Origin of the sequence: Staphylococcus microti, assembly GCF_000934465.1 — a bacterium.
Taxonomy (GTDB): domain Bacteria; phylum Bacillota; class Bacilli; order Staphylococcales; family Staphylococcaceae; genus Staphylococcus; species Staphylococcus microti.
The window spans coordinates 1-14,956 of sequence record NZ_JXWY01000175.1 but is presented as its reverse complement, the minus strand read 5'-3'; the positions used below and the strand labels follow the sequence as shown (position 1 = coordinate 14,956).

The window sequence follows — 14,956 nt, the reverse complement described above, 5'->3', positions numbered from 1 at the left end:
CTCTTCACGTCTATATTATAACCGAAAGCGCTATCGGATACCTAGAAATTCCATATATTCGTAAATTTAATTCATGAATAATGTGTGACAACTATTTACGCAAATTCTTTTGCTTTTGAATTTCTTTTAATTTGTCAGGTGTCACATCATTACCTTGTGGATCGATTATTTTAGTTTGTTCAATTTGTGATTTAAAGCTACCACGGAACGTTTCTAAATATTCACTTCTTAATTTAGATTGTTCCTTTGCTTCAATTTCAGTTAAACCTTGTTCTTTTTTCTTGTTCGCAAGTTCATTGATGCGATTTAATTTTTCTTGGCTAAGCATGTCATAGTACCTCCGTTGTTTTCTTTAGAAGAATATATCAGATATGACACGAAAAACCAAACACTTGATACTATAAGCTATAATAAGTCATTATTTGCTTAACGTAATTGCAAACATACTCTGTTCATCATTATGATGTGGGACCGTTTGTTCTGTATTTTTAAGAGAATGATCGGTCATCTGGTACGTTTGTTCTGTTTGATTGTTTTGGCTTGTCAGAATGAAGAAAGCCATAAATAGTATAATTGACGCCACAAAGACGATAATAAATAAGTATATCTCAGTCATTTTATGTTGTATCATTACTCAACGCTCCTAGAACATTTGTTTGTATTAGTAATTTATCAGAACAAGCGTTCCATGTCAACAAAAAGACGAACAAATGTTTGTTCTTGTTCGTGTAGTATGCTATAATAACTTTAAATTCAACGAAGGAGTGCTAACAATGAGAGAATTAACAAAGAGACAAAGTGAAATTTTTGAATTTATTAAACATGTCGTACAATCTAAAGGCTATCCACCGAGTGTACGTGAAATTGGAGAAGCTGTCGGTCTTGCATCAAGTTCAACCGTTCACGGCCATTTATCTCGCCTTGAAGAAAAAGGGTATATTCGACGTGACCCTACGAAACCCCGTGCAATTGAAATTGTGAATGAATTAATGGGAGAACCCGTTAATATGGAAGCGACGATTTTTGTTCCTGTTATAGGGAAAGTAACTGCAGGTGTGCCAATCACTGCCGTTGAAAACGTTGAAGAGTATTATCCATTGCCTGAACATTTTACTTCAACACATAATGGACAACTTTTTATTTTAAACGTTGTCGGTGATAGTATGATTGAAGCCGGGATTTTAGATGGTGACAAAGTCATCGTACGTAGCCAGTCTATTGCAGAGAACGGTGATATTATTGTGGCGATGACTGAAGAGGACGAAGCGACAGTGAAACGTTTCTACAAAGAGAAAAACCGCTATCGTTTGCAACCTGAAAATAGCATGTTAAGTCCGATTTATTTAGAACATGTCACTGTACTTGGTAAAGTAGTAGGTCTTTTCAGAGAGATGTAATTTATACAGACAATCATAAGCGTTTTAGCAATTCATAACATGAAACTACCAATACATTATGACACATACACTCTCATAAGCACTTCTTAAACAACAGTAAAAAGCTCCGATCATCCACAAAAGCGTTGGATTTCGGAGCTTTTTCATTTCTATTAAATTAATCTCTATCGCCGTTAAAAATTGAGTTTTTAACGATCACATAGTCTACTTTTCTTAATGCGTCGATATCTTTACCACCCGCATAAGAAATTGAGCTTTGTAAGTCTTCTTGCATTTCTGTTAATGTGTCTTGCAATGCACCTTTATGTGCTACAAACATTTTTTTACCTTCTACGTTTTTACGCTCACCTTTTTGATATTCAGACGCACTACCAAAGTATTCTTTATACTTTTTACCGTCCATCTCAACAGTTTCACCTGGTGATTCTTCGTGTGCTGCAAATAATGAACCAATCATAACCATTGAAGCACCAAAACGTACTGATTTTGCAATATCACCATGCGTACGAATACCACCATCGGCAATAATTGGTTTGCGTGCAGCTTTACTACATAAGTTTACTGCTGCTAATTGCCAACCACCTGTACCAAAACCTGTTTTGATTTTCGTAATACATACACGTCCAGGTCCAATACCTACCTTAGTCGCATCTGCACCTGCATTTTCTAACTCACGAACACCCTCTGGCGTCCCTACATTACCAGCAATGACAAATGTTTCTGGCAAATGTTTTTTAATATGCTTGATCATATCAATTACTTGATCAGAATGGCCGTGTGCAATGTCGATTGTGATATATTCTGGTTTGAGGCCTTCTGCTTTAATTTTTTCTACAAATTCAAATTCAGGGTCTTTAACACCAACTGAGATTGAGGCGAATAAGCCTTTTTCTTGCATGCGTTTAATAAATGGTAAACGTGCTGCTTCATCAAATCGGTGCATGATATAAAAATATTCATTCTCCGCAAACCATTCCGCTAATTTTTCATTCATGACTGTCTGCATGTTCGCTGGAACAACAGGCAACTTAAAACGTTTAGGGCCAAATTGGATAGACGTATCAATTTCTGAACGACTCTTTACAATACTTTTGTTTGGAATTAACTGTATATCTTCATAATCAAAAATTTTCATTTAAAAAACCCCTCATTTATTTTATCCATATGATAATATACTATCTTTAGCGGATAAAGTAAACAAAGGGTTGCAAAATATTACCAACTAGATTTTTTAACACCAGGAATTTGACCTTTATGTGCATACTCACGGAATGAGATACGTGACATTTCAAACTTGCGTAATACACCACGTGGTCTACCTGTGACTTTACATCTTCTCGTTAAACGTGTCGGTGAAGAATCTCTTGGAAGCTTGCGAAGTGCTTCGTAATCACCTTTCGCTTTTAACTCACGACGTAGTTCTGCATATTGTGCAACTAACTGCTCGCGCTTTTTCTCTTTCGCAATTTTAGACTTTTTAGCCATATATTTTAACCACCTTTTTATAAATCGTAATCATTACGTTTTAAATACTAGCACAATCTCTTAAAGCAATGCAACATAAAAATATTGGCAAATTGGAAAAAGCATGCTAAAATATTAAATCGTAATGGTTTCAGTTTAAATATAATCATTAAAGGAGGGAAAACCATGCGTATTAATGTAACTTTAGCTTGTACTGAATGTGGAGATCGTAACTACATTACAACAAAAAACAAGCGTACAAACCCTGAACGTATTGAAATGATGAAATATTGCCCAAGATTAAATAAGCACACGTTGCACAGAGAAACAAAATAATAATGGCATATACTTGCTAATCAAAAAATACGACAACTGTAAAAAATGTTGAGAGAACAAGGCTCTCAACATTTTTTGTGTTTTAATTGCATATCAACTTATTTTAAGTCACCTAAAATCGTATCTAATTCATCTAACATGCCAAGTGCTTTTGCAACACCTTTACCATAGTTAGGGTCTGCTTGATAACAATGGCGGATATGACGATGTTTCACTTCATCAGTCGTTCCATCCATTTCATTTGCTGTATTTTCAAAAATACGTTGTTGTTGTTCTGGTGATTGTAGACGGAATAACTTACCTGGTTGCTCAAAGTAGTTATCATCATCTTCTCTAAAGTTGTGTTCATATGCTGTACCTTCTACGGCAAGCGGTTGACGTTTGTATTCTGGTTGATCTTCAAATGCACCTGTACTATTTGGATAGTAGTGTGTTTTACCTCCACCATTACCATCTAAGAAGCGCATTTGACCGTCACGGCTGAATGGACAAATATTTTCAACGCCAACGCCTTTAGGTTGGTTTACTGGAATTTGCCAGTGGTTAACACCTAAACGATATCTTTGTGCATCGCCGTATGAGAAAAGTCGACCTTGTAACATTTTGTCAGGAGAAAAGTCTAAACCTGGAATAATGTTTGTCGGTGCGAACGCTGCTTGTTCAACATCCATAAAATAGTTGTCAGGGTTTCTATTTAATTCAAACTCGCCCACTTCAATTAATGGATATTCATCTTTAAACCAAACTTTTGTTAAGTCGAATGGGTTGTCTTTATGATTGCGTGCTTGTTCTTCCGTCATGACTTGGATATACATTTTCCATTTAGGGAAGTCGCCTTTTTCAATCGCTTCAAACAAGTCTCTTTGTGATGATTCACGATCTTTTGCAATGACTTGTTCTGCTTCTTCAGGAGAGAAGTTTTCAATCCCTTGTTGTGTTCTAAAATGGAATTTTACCCATACACGCTCATTTTTATCATTAATCATCGCATACGTGTGTGAACCAAAGCCGTGCATATGACGAAAACCTTTTGGAATCCCACGATCTGACATTAAAATTGTCACTTGATGCAATGCTTCAGGTAATGAAGTCCAGAAATCCCAGTTATTTTGTGCACTACGCATATTTGTTCGAGGATCTCTTTTTACTGCATGGTTTAAACTTGCAAATAATTTTGGATCTCTAAAGAAAAAGACTGGTGTGTTGTTTCCTACTAAGTCCCAGTTACCTTCTTCTGTATAAAACTTCAACGCAAAACCACGAATATCTCTTTCTGCGTCGGCTGCACCACGTTCTCCTGCTACCGTTGAAAAACGCGCGAACATTTCTGTTTGTTTACCTACTTCTGAAAAGATTTTTGCTGATGTATATTGTGTAATATCATGAGTGACTGTAAATGTACCGAATGCACCTGAACCTTTGGCGTGCATTCTTCTTTCTGGAATAACTTCACGATCAAAGTGTGCCATTTGTTCTAAGAAATACCAATCTTGCATCAATAACGGCCCACGTGCACCTGCTGTCATTGAGTTTTCTCTGTCACCAACTGGATGCCCGAATAAACCTGTTAATTTCGAATCATTATGATTACCCACTTGAATTACCTTCTTTCTTATTTATAATAATTCTAATTTACCCCTTTGGTTCATTATACCCTATTTTGAAAATAATAAAAGTAAGTTGAATACCTTTTCTGAATTGAATTTTCGAAAAATTTTGCTTTTAAGGCTTTAAAGTTGTAAATTGTTGTTGAATATCCTTGAGATAGCAAGTACAATAGATAGAAATCTTTTATTTTTTACGAGGAGCAGATGTTTATGGAAGAAAAGAAATTAAATAGAGGGCTGCAATCCAGACACATTTCAATGATTGCTATCGGTGGCGCAATCGGAACCGGTTTATTCATTGCAACAGGTGGTGTGATTGCTCAAGCAGGTCCTGGCGGTGCTATTCTAGCATACTTAATCATCGGTGTGATGTTATACTTTTTGATGTCATCCATAGGGGAAATGGCGACATTTTATCCTGTATCTGGATCATTTAGTAGTTATTCCACGCGATTTGTTGACCCTTCATTAGGATTTACGATGGGCTGGTTGTATTGGACAATATGGTCACTTGTTACAAGTATCGATATTATTGTTGCATCTAATGTCATTGCATATTGGGATGCCTTCCATTTCTTCTCTCCCCTAGTATGGAGTATCATTTTCTTATCGATTATTTTCCTACTGAACGTATTTACTGTTAAAGCGTTTGGTGAAGCAGAATTTTGGCTTTCACTCATCAAAGTCATTACGATTATTATCTTTATTATTTTAGGGATACTCATGATTTTTGGTATTTTAGGCGGTAAATATTACGGATTTGAAAATTATACAGTTGGCGAGGCACCTTTTGTCGGTGGCTTATCAGGCTTTTTAAGCGTATTGCTGATTGCAGGATTCTCTGTTGGTGGTTCTGAAGTTGTTGCTGTAGCTGCTGGTGAATCTGACAATCCTAGAAAATCTATGCCACGTGCGATTAAACAAGTTTTCTGGCGTATACTACTATTCTATGTATTGTCGATTGCTGTTATTTCAGGGATTATCGCATACACGGATCCAACTTTGTTAAACAAAAACAGTTCAATTACACAAAGTCCTTTTACCATTGTATTTGATAAAGTTGGCATTGCATTTGCAGCTTCAGTTATTAATGCTGTTATTTTAACGACATTATTATCTGCAGCGAACTCTGGTATCTTCACAACAAGTCGTATGCTGTATTCTTTAAGTGAAGACAAACAAGCACCAAAGTTTTTAGGCGTTATCAATCGTCAAACAAAATTACCATTAAATGCGTTATTAACAACATTTGTTTTTATTACATCTGTGACAGTTTATGCAAACTTCAATCCAGAAAGTGTTATCGGCTTATTGAATATTATAGGAGCACTCATCACTTTCGTATGGGCATCTAGTGTGTTAGCACAAGTTCGATTAAGACGCGCAATTAAAGTACAGCAAAAAGATATTAATCAGCTTTTACCATATAAAGCACCATTTTTCCCGGTAGGTCCCATCATCGTTTTTGTAACGATTCTCTTCCTTATCTTCGGAAGTTCTGCAGAAGCGATTATGCATTTTGATTTACCAGTATTAGCACAAAACTTTTTACCTATTATCATTCTATTTGTGATTTATTTTGTGCATAAGTTGATTCATAAAACAAAAGTCATTCCACTCGAAGAAATTGATTTAAGCGAGCACGAATCTTACCAATAACGCACACACAGGAGTAGCATTTGAAATAAATGTTGCTCCTTTTTTTATTTTATCCACTATTTAAATAAGGTATAATTAAAGTAACAACAAATAAAGGTGGTTTTAGTATGATTGGACAAACAAACCTTTTCGATGATGTAATTAAAACGGAAGAACGTTTCGTAATTGTTGTGCAGTCTTTAGAAGAAAAACATGGCCAGCTGCTTAAACGCACATTGCGCGAGTACAGTAGTTTGACACATGAACAAATGGACAACCTCTATCAACATCTTAAAGAACTTTATTTAGACGAACCATTTGAAGACAATCAATCTGCATTTGCGATTACAATTTATACAAATCAAGAATATGCCGCCGACAATATTTATGCACATATTAAACGACATCGCGGACAAAAAGAATGGACACATACAGCAAAATAGTGTAAAAAACAGTGAAGCCGATGCATCAACATCACACTTCACTGTTTTTATTTGGCTCATTTTAAATTTCAACGTCTAATAACTGCGCTAATATAAATGGAATTCCATCTTCATCATGACTCTTCGTCACATACTGCGCTTTCTCTTTAACAATATCAAGTGCATTTCCCATCGCAACACCTGTACCGACTGTTTCAATCATATCAAGATCATTCGCACTATCTCCAAATGCAATCATATTATCAACGGATAACTGACGTTGTTCAGCTAGACGTCGAATTGCTGCACCTTTTGAAACACCTTTACTCATAAATTCTAGGAAAAATGGTTTACTAATTGTTACTGCTAAATCATCTGCAAATTGCGTTACTTCTGTTGCAAACATATGTGCAATTTTATCCTCATCAGCAACTGCCATCGCTTTAGGAACATCAGTTTGAACATGTGCTTTAATATCATCTACTTGAATCATCGGCATACCCGTTAGTTCCGCTTCAACGCCCATATATTTATGTGTGCCTTCAATAACGATTTGTCCTTCATAATACGTTAAAACGAGCATGTCATGTTCACGACAAAAATCGACAATACGATCAAAATGTGCTTTCGACACGCTTTGTTTAGCAATAACCGTTTGATTGGCAATATCAATCGTTTGACCACCGTTATAGCTCATAATATAGCTGCCATACTTATCCAGCTCAAGCGCTTTAGCAACTGCCAACATCCCTTCTGTCGGTCTTCCTGATGCCAAAGTGAGCTTATAACCAAGTTGCTGTACTTTTAATAAATAATCTTTCGTCGTTTCGGATACCTTATTTTGTGACGTCAATAATGTATCGTCCATATCAAATATAATCAAGTCTGGTTTCATTGTCTCTATCTCCTTTTCACTCTCTATCTTACAACAGCTTTTCAAATTACGATACATTCAAAAAGTTCAGCCATAAAAATGTCAAAATAACAAAGCAGCTTCACTCACATGATGTAAGTAAAACTGCTTCGGTTGTTAATAATTATGAATTGCTTGGCTGACAACGCCTTCTGTATTGACTGTTACAAGCTCAGAATGACAGTTTTTAAAAGATTGACGGAGCGCACGTACAAGTGGCCCACTTTTTTCTTTTTTTACCATCGTCATGATTGTTGATCCTGCGCCGGACATCACTGTCGCATACGCATCAAACGCGTGTGCCTTTTGTTTAACCGCTTCAAAATCTTCAATTAAATGTTGACGATACGGCTCATGTAAACCATCTTGTTCCATCATTTTGCCTGCTAACTCATAGTTATGTTGAATCAGTGCGCTAATCATTGTATTACTAATCGCACTGTATTTCACTGCATCTTTATGATTCAACGTTTCCGGTAAAACCGCACGTGACTTTTTCGTTTCTAGTTCATACTCGGGAATCGTCAAAATAAAGTCCACATCTGGAACATCAATATGCGCAACATCTGTAATATTTGTTTCTGCATTATGATAACCAACCACTAATCCGCCGTATATCGTAGGTGCAACATTATCTGGGTGCCCTTCAATTTCAGTTGCTAACTGTAACAACTCATATTTCGACAACTCAATGTCACCAAAAAAATTGGCAATGTATAATCCGGCAACAAGTGCTGAAGCTGAAGAACCTAATCCACGTGCAAGTGGAATATCACTATACATTCTAATTTCTAATGTTGGTATTTGGACATTAAATTTTTCTGCAACATATTGTACCGTTTTATAAATATAGTGTGTTTCATCCTCAGGTAACCCGTTGAGATTTGGGCCTTCATGATGAAACTTCCACTGACGTGCACGAATCGGTTGTGCATCCACATATAGAAACTTGTTCAGTGCCATACCGATGGAATCAAAACCACATCCTAAATTAGCTGTTGATGCCGGCACTTTGAGGCTTAATTTATTTTTTGTCATTTTAATGCATCCTTAATATATTGTATGATTTGGTTTTTGTCATTAGGTAGTGCTTGAATTGGGTTCTCTAATAAACCAATTGCTGTATCAGGGTCTTTCAAGCCATTACCTGTTAATACCGCTACCACTTTTTGACCTTTTTCAAGTTTACCTTGACGGTGTAACTTAATTAAACCAGCGATTGAAGCATTACTTGCTGGCTCACTGAAAATTCCTTCTTTAGATGTCATCAATTGATACGCTTCTAAAATTTCATCATCTGTAACCGCATCAATCAAGCCATGAGATGTCTCGATTGCATCGACTGCTTTATCCCAGCTCGCTGGATTACCGATACGAATCGCTGTTGCAATCGTTTCAGGATTTTTAACCACTTTATTTTGAACAATTGGTGAAGCACCTTCAGCTTGGAAACCGAACATTTTAGGCAAGCCGCTGTCAGTTTTGTCATTGTATTCTTTAAAGCCTTTCCAATATGCTGTAATATTTCCAGCATTACCTACTGGGATAGCTAATACATCAGGTGCTGATCCTTCAAATTGTTCAACAATCTCAAACGCTGCTGTTTTTTGTCCTTCAATACGATAAGGGTTTACAGAGTTTACTAATTCGATTTCGCCATCTTGTGCAATTTCTTTCACGATTTCTAAAGCTTCATCAAAGTTACCTTCAATAGAAACGATTTGCGCACCATACATGACAGCTTGCGATAATTTACCTAGCGCAATTTTACCTTCAGGAATGACAACAATTGCTTTCAAACCCGCTCTCGCCGCATATGCTGCAGCCGATGCCGATGTATTACCCGTTGAAGCACAGATGACAATTTTACGCCCTTGTTCTTTCGCTTTTGTGACTGCCATCACCATACCACGGTCTTTAAATGACCCAGTTGGATTCGCACCCTCGTATTTAACATACAATTCAATACCGAGCATTTCAGACATAGATGGACAATAAATCAGTGGTGTATGTCCTTCATTTAAAGAAACATTCGGTGTTTGTTCATTCACTGGTAAAAATGCTTCATATTCTTTTACAAGACCTTGCCATAACTTCATCTTTCATCAAACTCCTTCAACCGGATAAATTTTTTCTACATTGTAACCTTCCAACGCATCAATCGCTGCTGTTGGTTGCGCATCCACGCCTATCACAACGACCGCATATTGATTCGCTTCTATCTGTTTCATTTGTAACGTTTTATGGAATGGCAGATTCCCTTTAATATCTGTTTCTATTTGTTTTTCTGAAACGTCAGGACACGTCACAACGAAATAGTAGCTTTCCTTTTCTTTAATGACTTCTGGTTCCGTCGTATCCATCATTTCTTTTGTTTTTTCAGTTGTTAGTTCAAAATGTGGTGGTAACGTGTGTAAGTTTGATTCAAATTGTAATGATACATTCAATAAGTCACTTACAACCGCAGAACCTGTCGCTAAACTACCCGCACCTTTACCGTAGAACATCGTCTCGCCAACCGCATCGCCAATAACATAAATGGCATTGTATTCATTTTCAACAGCAGCTAATTGATGACTGTGTGCAATCAGTGTTGGTTTTACAGACGCTTGCACTTGTCCGTTTGTATATGTCCCTTTACCAATCAACTTTATCTTATATCCAAGCGCTCTCGCCGCATCAATATCGCCTGTCGTCACTTGGCTAATCCCTTCAGTTGTCACATCTGTTAGTTTAATCACTTGGTTAAATGATAAATACGATGTAATGACTACTTTACGTGCAGCATCAATACCTTCAACGTCATCTGTAGGGTCTGCTTCTGCAAAACCTAAGTCTTGTGCTTCTTGTAGTGCTGCTTCGTATGGTGCACCTTCTTCTGTCATCTTCGTTAAAATAAAGTTAGATGTTCCATTGAAAATACCCATAAACTTACTAATATTATTCGCATTTAAACCATTATTAATCGCATTCACAATTGGAATACCACCCGCAACGCTCGCTTCATATTTCAATGCAACGCCGTTCGCTTGCGCAAGATCTTCTAATACACGTAAATGGACTGCTAATAAATCTTTATTTGCTGTAATTACATGTTTCTTTTGAGACAATGCTGCTTTCAACCAATCAACAGTCGGCTCAATACCCCCCATTACCTCAACAACAATATCCACATCATCATCATTCAAAATATCATTCACATCTTCGGTCAAATGATACTGGGAAATATTAAGTGGGCGTTTTTTTGATTTATCACGGACTAAGATATGTTTAATTTGAATGTCTTTCTGAATGGTGTCTTTAATCTGTTGATGGTTTTCTTCGATGATCTTGACCACACCAGAACCAACAGTACCTAGTCCTAATAATGCAACATTGAGCTGTTTCATGTAATATCCCTCCGATTATTTGATACAATTTTCTGACTACATATTGAAATATGCAGAAATTTAGTTTAGTATAAGTTCATTCACAAAGTTTGTAAAGTTCTAAAAATTTCAAAAAACTCATGTATATCATACCATTTTTCAGTCTGAAACTGAATAGGAAATCCAATATGAACGAAAGGTTGAAGTGATTATGAAAGTATCTAAATTTGGTGGTAGCTCAGTAGCTACAGCAGCACAAATCAAAAAAGTTTTAAACATCGTGAACAGTGACGAAGACAGACGCATTATTATTGTGTCTGCACCTGGTAAACGTCACGCTGAGGATACCAAAGCAACCGACCTTTTAATCAGACTATATGAAAAAGTCATTAATGATTTGGATTACCAATCAAAGAAACAAGAAATATTAGCACGTTTCAATGATATTATTACGGAGCTTGGCATTGAGACAGATCTTTTAAAGCAAATTGATGAAACGCTCGAACATTTTATCCAAACGCTTGCCGATCAACCAGAACGCTTGCTAGATGCGTTAAAATCTTCCGGTGAGAATTTCAATGCACAAATTATTGCCGCTTACAATAACGAACAAGGTGTACCAACTATTTATTTGTCACCTAAAGATGCTGGCATTATCGTGACAGACGAACCTGAAAATGCGCAAATTCTCCCTTCAAGTTACGATAAAATTAAACAAATTCGAGATATTCCCGAGAAGATTATTATTCCAGGCTTTTTCGGCTATTCAGAAACAAATCATATCGTGACATTTCCTAGAGGGGGATCAGACATTACTGGTGCCATCGTTGCACGTGGTGTTAAAGCTGACCTGTATGAAAACTTTACAGATGTTTCAGGTATTTTCCGCGCAAATCCGACTGTTATTAAATCGCCTGAAATTATCGGTGAAATCACATATAGAGAGATGCGAGAATTGTCTTATGCAGGTTTCGGTGTATTCCATGACGAAGCGTTACAACCTTTGTACCGCTATCGTATTCCTGTCGTCATTAAAAATACTAACCGACCTGATGATCCGGGGACTTATATTGTGCATGATAGAGAAATCAACCGTCGTAGAGTCGTAACAGGCATTAGTTGCGACAAAGGCTTTACAAGTATTAATATCAAAAAGTATTTAATGAACAGACAAGTCGGTTTTTCTGTAAAAATACTAAATATTCTTGCCGAAAATAATATTTCTTTCGATCATATGCCATCTGGAATCGATAATATTAGTATTATCATGCGTACATCACAACTTGCAGGTAAAGAAGAAAAAGTGTTAAACGCAATTCGTTCACAATGTGATATTGATGAACTTAACGTTGAACATGACCTTGCTATTTTAATGGTCGTTGGTGAAGGAATGAGCGCCATGGTTGGGACAGCCAATAAAATCACAACTGCACTTGCCAATGCCAATATAAACTTAAAAATGATCAACCAAGGGTCTTCTGAAATCTCTATGATGTTCGGTATTTCAAACAAAGATGCCGAAGCTGCTGTTAAAGCTTGTTACGAAAATTGTTACTTATAATATATGAAATTACACGCGTCTTATTAAAATTTAAGGCGCGTTTTTATTTGACCTTTTTCAAATAAAATTACGCACTTATCCCCCACCTAAAAGGATGCTTCATTTGCCCACGCATATTCTAAAATTTTATTCAAAAACGAGATTATTATCTTAGAAATTTGTCTATACAACATTATTTTTTAATAATGTCATCTCTAATAAAAATATAAATCATCAATAATTATTTGTTCTTTAAAAATTTATATTTAATTCTTCTATCTTATTATAAAAATATTGAAATTAATTTGTTTTGTGTGTAAAATTCCATGTGTAGATATATTATACCTCTGTATATTTTAATAATATATGTCTTTCTTTTAGCAATATTGAAAGTTAAGCTTTTAAAAGTATAAAAAATTTAATATAATATGATGTATAGTGCATATTGTAAGCATAAGGAGTGAAGAAATGAAAAACGGTTACTCAATGGATTCTGAACTGATTTTTTTCTATGAATCCTATCGAAAAAAAATTATTAGTGAAATTAAAAAGCAATATGGTCTCAAACTTAATGATATTTTATTTCTCTATCATTTAAAATCTGCAAATAGTCAACGTATTTCACTTCATAAAGTGAAACAATCCATCGATTTCAGTTTAATGGAAGTACATAAATCTCTTACAGCTTTAACAGAAATGGGTATTATCGGTAAAGAACGTTCTACGGAAGATGAACGTAAAGTTTATATTACATTTACGGATGAGCAATACGAAAAAATGGATGAAATCTTAAAAAACTTTGATCAAATTCAAAAATCAATTCTTTCTGACGTATAATGTACGTATTATCAAGTCAGCAAATAAACCTATTGAATATCTGCATTTGCTTTGCTGGACAGCTAAAATAAAAGTCTTTGTACAACACAAAACTGTGCCGTACAAAGACTTTTTAACGTTCCCAAATATTTAATTGCTTTTTCTGTGCTTCTTTTTGTGCCTGTTCAATTAAAATACGGTATTTATCATTCGGTGCATAAAATTTTGCACGTGCAAGCCCTTCTTTCGCCAACATCACATTAAACATATCATCACCCAACCATACATACGCTAAAGTTCTACCATATCTATCCGTCTTTTCACGGTCATATTCTAAGCGCACTTTCTGATTCGTTAGATGTTTCTTCGTAAAGTCCGACGCTGCTTTACCATATGGTTGCACAGGTGTGTTCGGTTTCACTGTTTCAGGTGTATCCACGCCAATCATACGAACACGTATATCTTCTTGACCCGGCTTGCTGACAATAATCGTATCGCCATCAATGACACGTTTAACCGTGTATGTCTCTGCCGTATCGTCAGCACTCATATCCGAAAATGGCCCAGTTTGATTCAGATATTGATACCCCAACACAATGATTGCGATAACCGCAACAAGCACAATCGATAACTTTTTATTCATGACATCACCTTTATCGTTTGATTTCTGACTTATCATAGTAAATTTAACACAGATGGTCAAGTTGAAATTTGACACGTAGCTTGTTTATGAAGGATTTACCTTTCATTGAGAGATGCTATAATAGAGAAATAGGAGTGAAACAGATGAAAACACTAAAAGACAACTATCTTTCATTGTTGATTATTATTTTTGCGGTTGTCCTCAGTTTTGTATTACAGTACGCATTCGATTTACCACTCATCGCCGGCGCATTTATTGGCGTACTGCTCGGTATATTATGTGGCTTTTTGATTCAATGGCTATCCAGCAAAAGTAATAAAAACGACAAATCTGATCCATCATAATTGTTTAAACGCAAACAAGACAATCATTATCTCAATCTAGATAAGACTGTCTTGTTTTCATATATTTAACTTAGTTTAGGCAGAAGTCGCCCATCCTCGATAGGTGGGTGATGAATGCCGTCCAGTATATTGGTTACTTTTGGTAACTTGAAAATTGATATACATTGCGAATTGCCTTTTGGTTTTACTTGTGTTATTTTCATTCTACATAAAAAGCGTTAGTATAACAATGGCATTAGATACAAATAGTCATTTAGAATACCTTCTTCACTATCCTCTTATTTTGGCAACGAAATAGCGTAGACAAGTAATTGATAATGAAATATCTGATTACTTTAGTTGCGTGGAATTATGATAAGACCCTATACACATTATGTTCAAAGTTTTCCCCAATCAAGCGAATAATCATAAATAGATAGGTGGTGTATCTAATGGAACGATTGAAAGCGTACAAATTTAGACTATATC

The 14,956-nt window shown here is 35.9% G+C and carries 17 protein-coding genes; 7 read left to right on the top strand and 10 right to left on the bottom strand.

Going from position 1 to position 14,956, the window contains the following annotated elements; translation table 11 throughout:
* Nucleotides 1-91: 91 nt before the first annotated feature.
* Both TP70_RS11260 and sosA read right to left on the bottom strand, forming a co-directional pair.
* Nucleotides 92-328 carry a DUF896 domain-containing protein gene (locus TP70_RS11260; RefSeq protein WP_044361705.1) on the bottom strand — a complete coding sequence of 79 codons (237 nt, stop codon included), beginning with the start codon at nucleotides 326-328 and terminating at the stop codon, nucleotides 92-94.
* Between the two features lie 90 nt (nucleotides 329-418).
* The gene (gene sosA / locus TP70_RS11255; RefSeq protein ID WP_044361704.1) at nucleotides 419-631 is read right to left on the bottom strand and encodes a DNA damage-induced cell division inhibitor SosA; all 213 of its coding nucleotides are present in this window, start codon (nucleotides 629-631) and stop codon (nucleotides 419-421) included.
* Between the two features lie 142 nt (nucleotides 632-773).
* On the opposite strand from sosA, the gene lexA reads away from it, so the two are divergent.
* Nucleotides 774-1,397, top strand: a complete 624-nt coding sequence (gene lexA, locus TP70_RS11250) for a transcriptional repressor LexA (protein ID WP_044361703.1) — start codon at nucleotides 774-776, stop codon at nucleotides 1,395-1,397.
* Nucleotides 1,398-1,554: 157 nt separating this feature from the next.
* Here lexA and guaC read toward each other — a convergent pair whose 3' ends face one another.
* Both guaC and rpsN read right to left on the bottom strand, forming a co-directional pair.
* Nucleotides 1,555-2,532 (bottom strand): GMP reductase, encoded by a 978-nt coding sequence (gene guaC / locus TP70_RS11245; protein ID WP_044361702.1) that lies wholly within the window; start codon nucleotides 2,530-2,532, stop codon nucleotides 1,555-1,557.
* A gap of 80 nt (nucleotides 2,533-2,612) precedes the next feature.
* Nucleotides 2,613-2,882, bottom strand: a complete 270-nt coding sequence (rpsN, locus tag TP70_RS11240) for a 30S ribosomal protein S14 (protein WP_044361701.1) — start codon at nucleotides 2,880-2,882, stop codon at nucleotides 2,613-2,615.
* A 165-nt stretch (nucleotides 2,883-3,047) separates the two neighbouring features.
* On the opposite strand from rpsN, the gene rpmG reads away from it, so the two are divergent.
* A complete protein-coding gene (gene rpmG / locus TP70_RS11235; RefSeq protein WP_044361700.1) occupies nucleotides 3,048-3,197 on the top strand; it encodes a 50S ribosomal protein L33 in 150 nt (49 codons plus the stop codon).
* Nucleotides 3,198-3,295: 98 nt separating this feature from the next.
* Here the strand turns inward: rpmG and TP70_RS11230 are convergent, their stop codons facing one another.
* Entirely contained in the window at nucleotides 3,296-4,792 is a 1,497-nt protein-coding gene (locus tag TP70_RS11230; protein ID WP_044361698.1) for a catalase, read from the bottom strand.
* Between the two features lie 222 nt (nucleotides 4,793-5,014).
* On the opposite strand from TP70_RS11230, the gene TP70_RS11225 reads away from it, so the two are divergent.
* Nucleotides 5,015-6,463: an amino acid permease gene (locus TP70_RS11225; RefSeq protein WP_044361696.1), complete on the top strand. Its 1,449-nt coding sequence runs from the start codon at nucleotides 5,015-5,017 to the stop codon at nucleotides 6,461-6,463.
* Between the two features lie 107 nt (nucleotides 6,464-6,570).
* Nucleotides 6,571-6,885 carry a hypothetical protein gene (locus TP70_RS11220; RefSeq protein ID WP_044361694.1) on the top strand — a complete coding sequence of 105 codons (315 nt, stop codon included), beginning with the start codon at nucleotides 6,571-6,573 and terminating at the stop codon, nucleotides 6,883-6,885.
* Nucleotides 6,886-6,946: 61 nt separating this feature from the next.
* Here the strand turns inward: TP70_RS11220 and TP70_RS11215 are convergent, their stop codons facing one another.
* The 4 genes from TP70_RS11215 to TP70_RS11200 all read right to left on the bottom strand — a co-directional run bounded on the left by TP70_RS11215 (nucleotide 6,947) and on the right by TP70_RS11200 (nucleotide 11,166).
* Entirely contained in the window at nucleotides 6,947-7,759 is an 813-nt protein-coding gene (locus tag TP70_RS11215; RefSeq protein ID WP_044361692.1) for a Cof-type HAD-IIB family hydrolase, read from the bottom strand.
* A 135-nt stretch (nucleotides 7,760-7,894) separates the two neighbouring features.
* On the bottom strand, nucleotides 7,895-8,815 hold the full coding sequence (gene thrB / locus TP70_RS11210) for a homoserine kinase (protein ID WP_044361691.1): 921 nt from the start codon (nucleotides 8,813-8,815) through the stop codon (nucleotides 7,895-7,897).
* A complete protein-coding gene (thrC, locus tag TP70_RS11205) occupies nucleotides 8,812-9,876 on the bottom strand; it encodes a threonine synthase (RefSeq protein WP_044361690.1) in 1,065 nt (354 codons plus the stop codon). The genes thrB and thrC overlap by 4 nt, the downstream gene beginning before the upstream one ends.
* A 6-nt stretch (nucleotides 9,877-9,882) precedes the next feature.
* The gene (locus TP70_RS11200) at nucleotides 9,883-11,166 is read right to left on the bottom strand and encodes a homoserine dehydrogenase (RefSeq protein ID WP_044361688.1); all 1,284 of its coding nucleotides are present in this window, start codon (nucleotides 11,164-11,166) and stop codon (nucleotides 9,883-9,885) included.
* 190 nt (nucleotides 11,167-11,356) lie between these two features.
* On the opposite strand from TP70_RS11200, the gene TP70_RS11195 reads away from it, so the two are divergent.
* Entirely contained in the window at nucleotides 11,357-12,706 is a 1,350-nt protein-coding gene (locus tag TP70_RS11195) for an aspartate kinase (RefSeq protein ID WP_044361686.1), read from the top strand.
* Nucleotides 12,707-13,153: 447 nt separating this feature from the next.
* Nucleotides 13,154-13,522, top strand: coding sequence for a transcriptional regulator, SarA/Rot family (locus TP70_RS11190; RefSeq protein WP_044361685.1), 369 nt, complete (start codon nucleotides 13,154-13,156; stop codon nucleotides 13,520-13,522).
* A gap of 112 nt (nucleotides 13,523-13,634) precedes the next feature.
* On the opposite strand, the gene nucI is transcribed toward TP70_RS11190, so the two are convergent.
* Nucleotides 13,635-14,144, bottom strand: coding sequence for a thermonuclease NucI (gene nucI / locus TP70_RS11185; RefSeq protein ID WP_044361684.1), 510 nt, complete (start codon nucleotides 14,142-14,144; stop codon nucleotides 13,635-13,637).
* A gap of 143 nt (nucleotides 14,145-14,287) precedes the next feature.
* Between nucI and TP70_RS11180 the strand changes: the two genes are divergently transcribed.
* Nucleotides 14,288-14,488 (top strand): membrane protein, encoded by a 201-nt coding sequence (locus tag TP70_RS11180; RefSeq protein WP_044361682.1) that lies wholly within the window; start codon nucleotides 14,288-14,290, stop codon nucleotides 14,486-14,488.
* The last annotated feature ends 468 nt before the right edge of the window (nucleotides 14,489-14,956 follow it).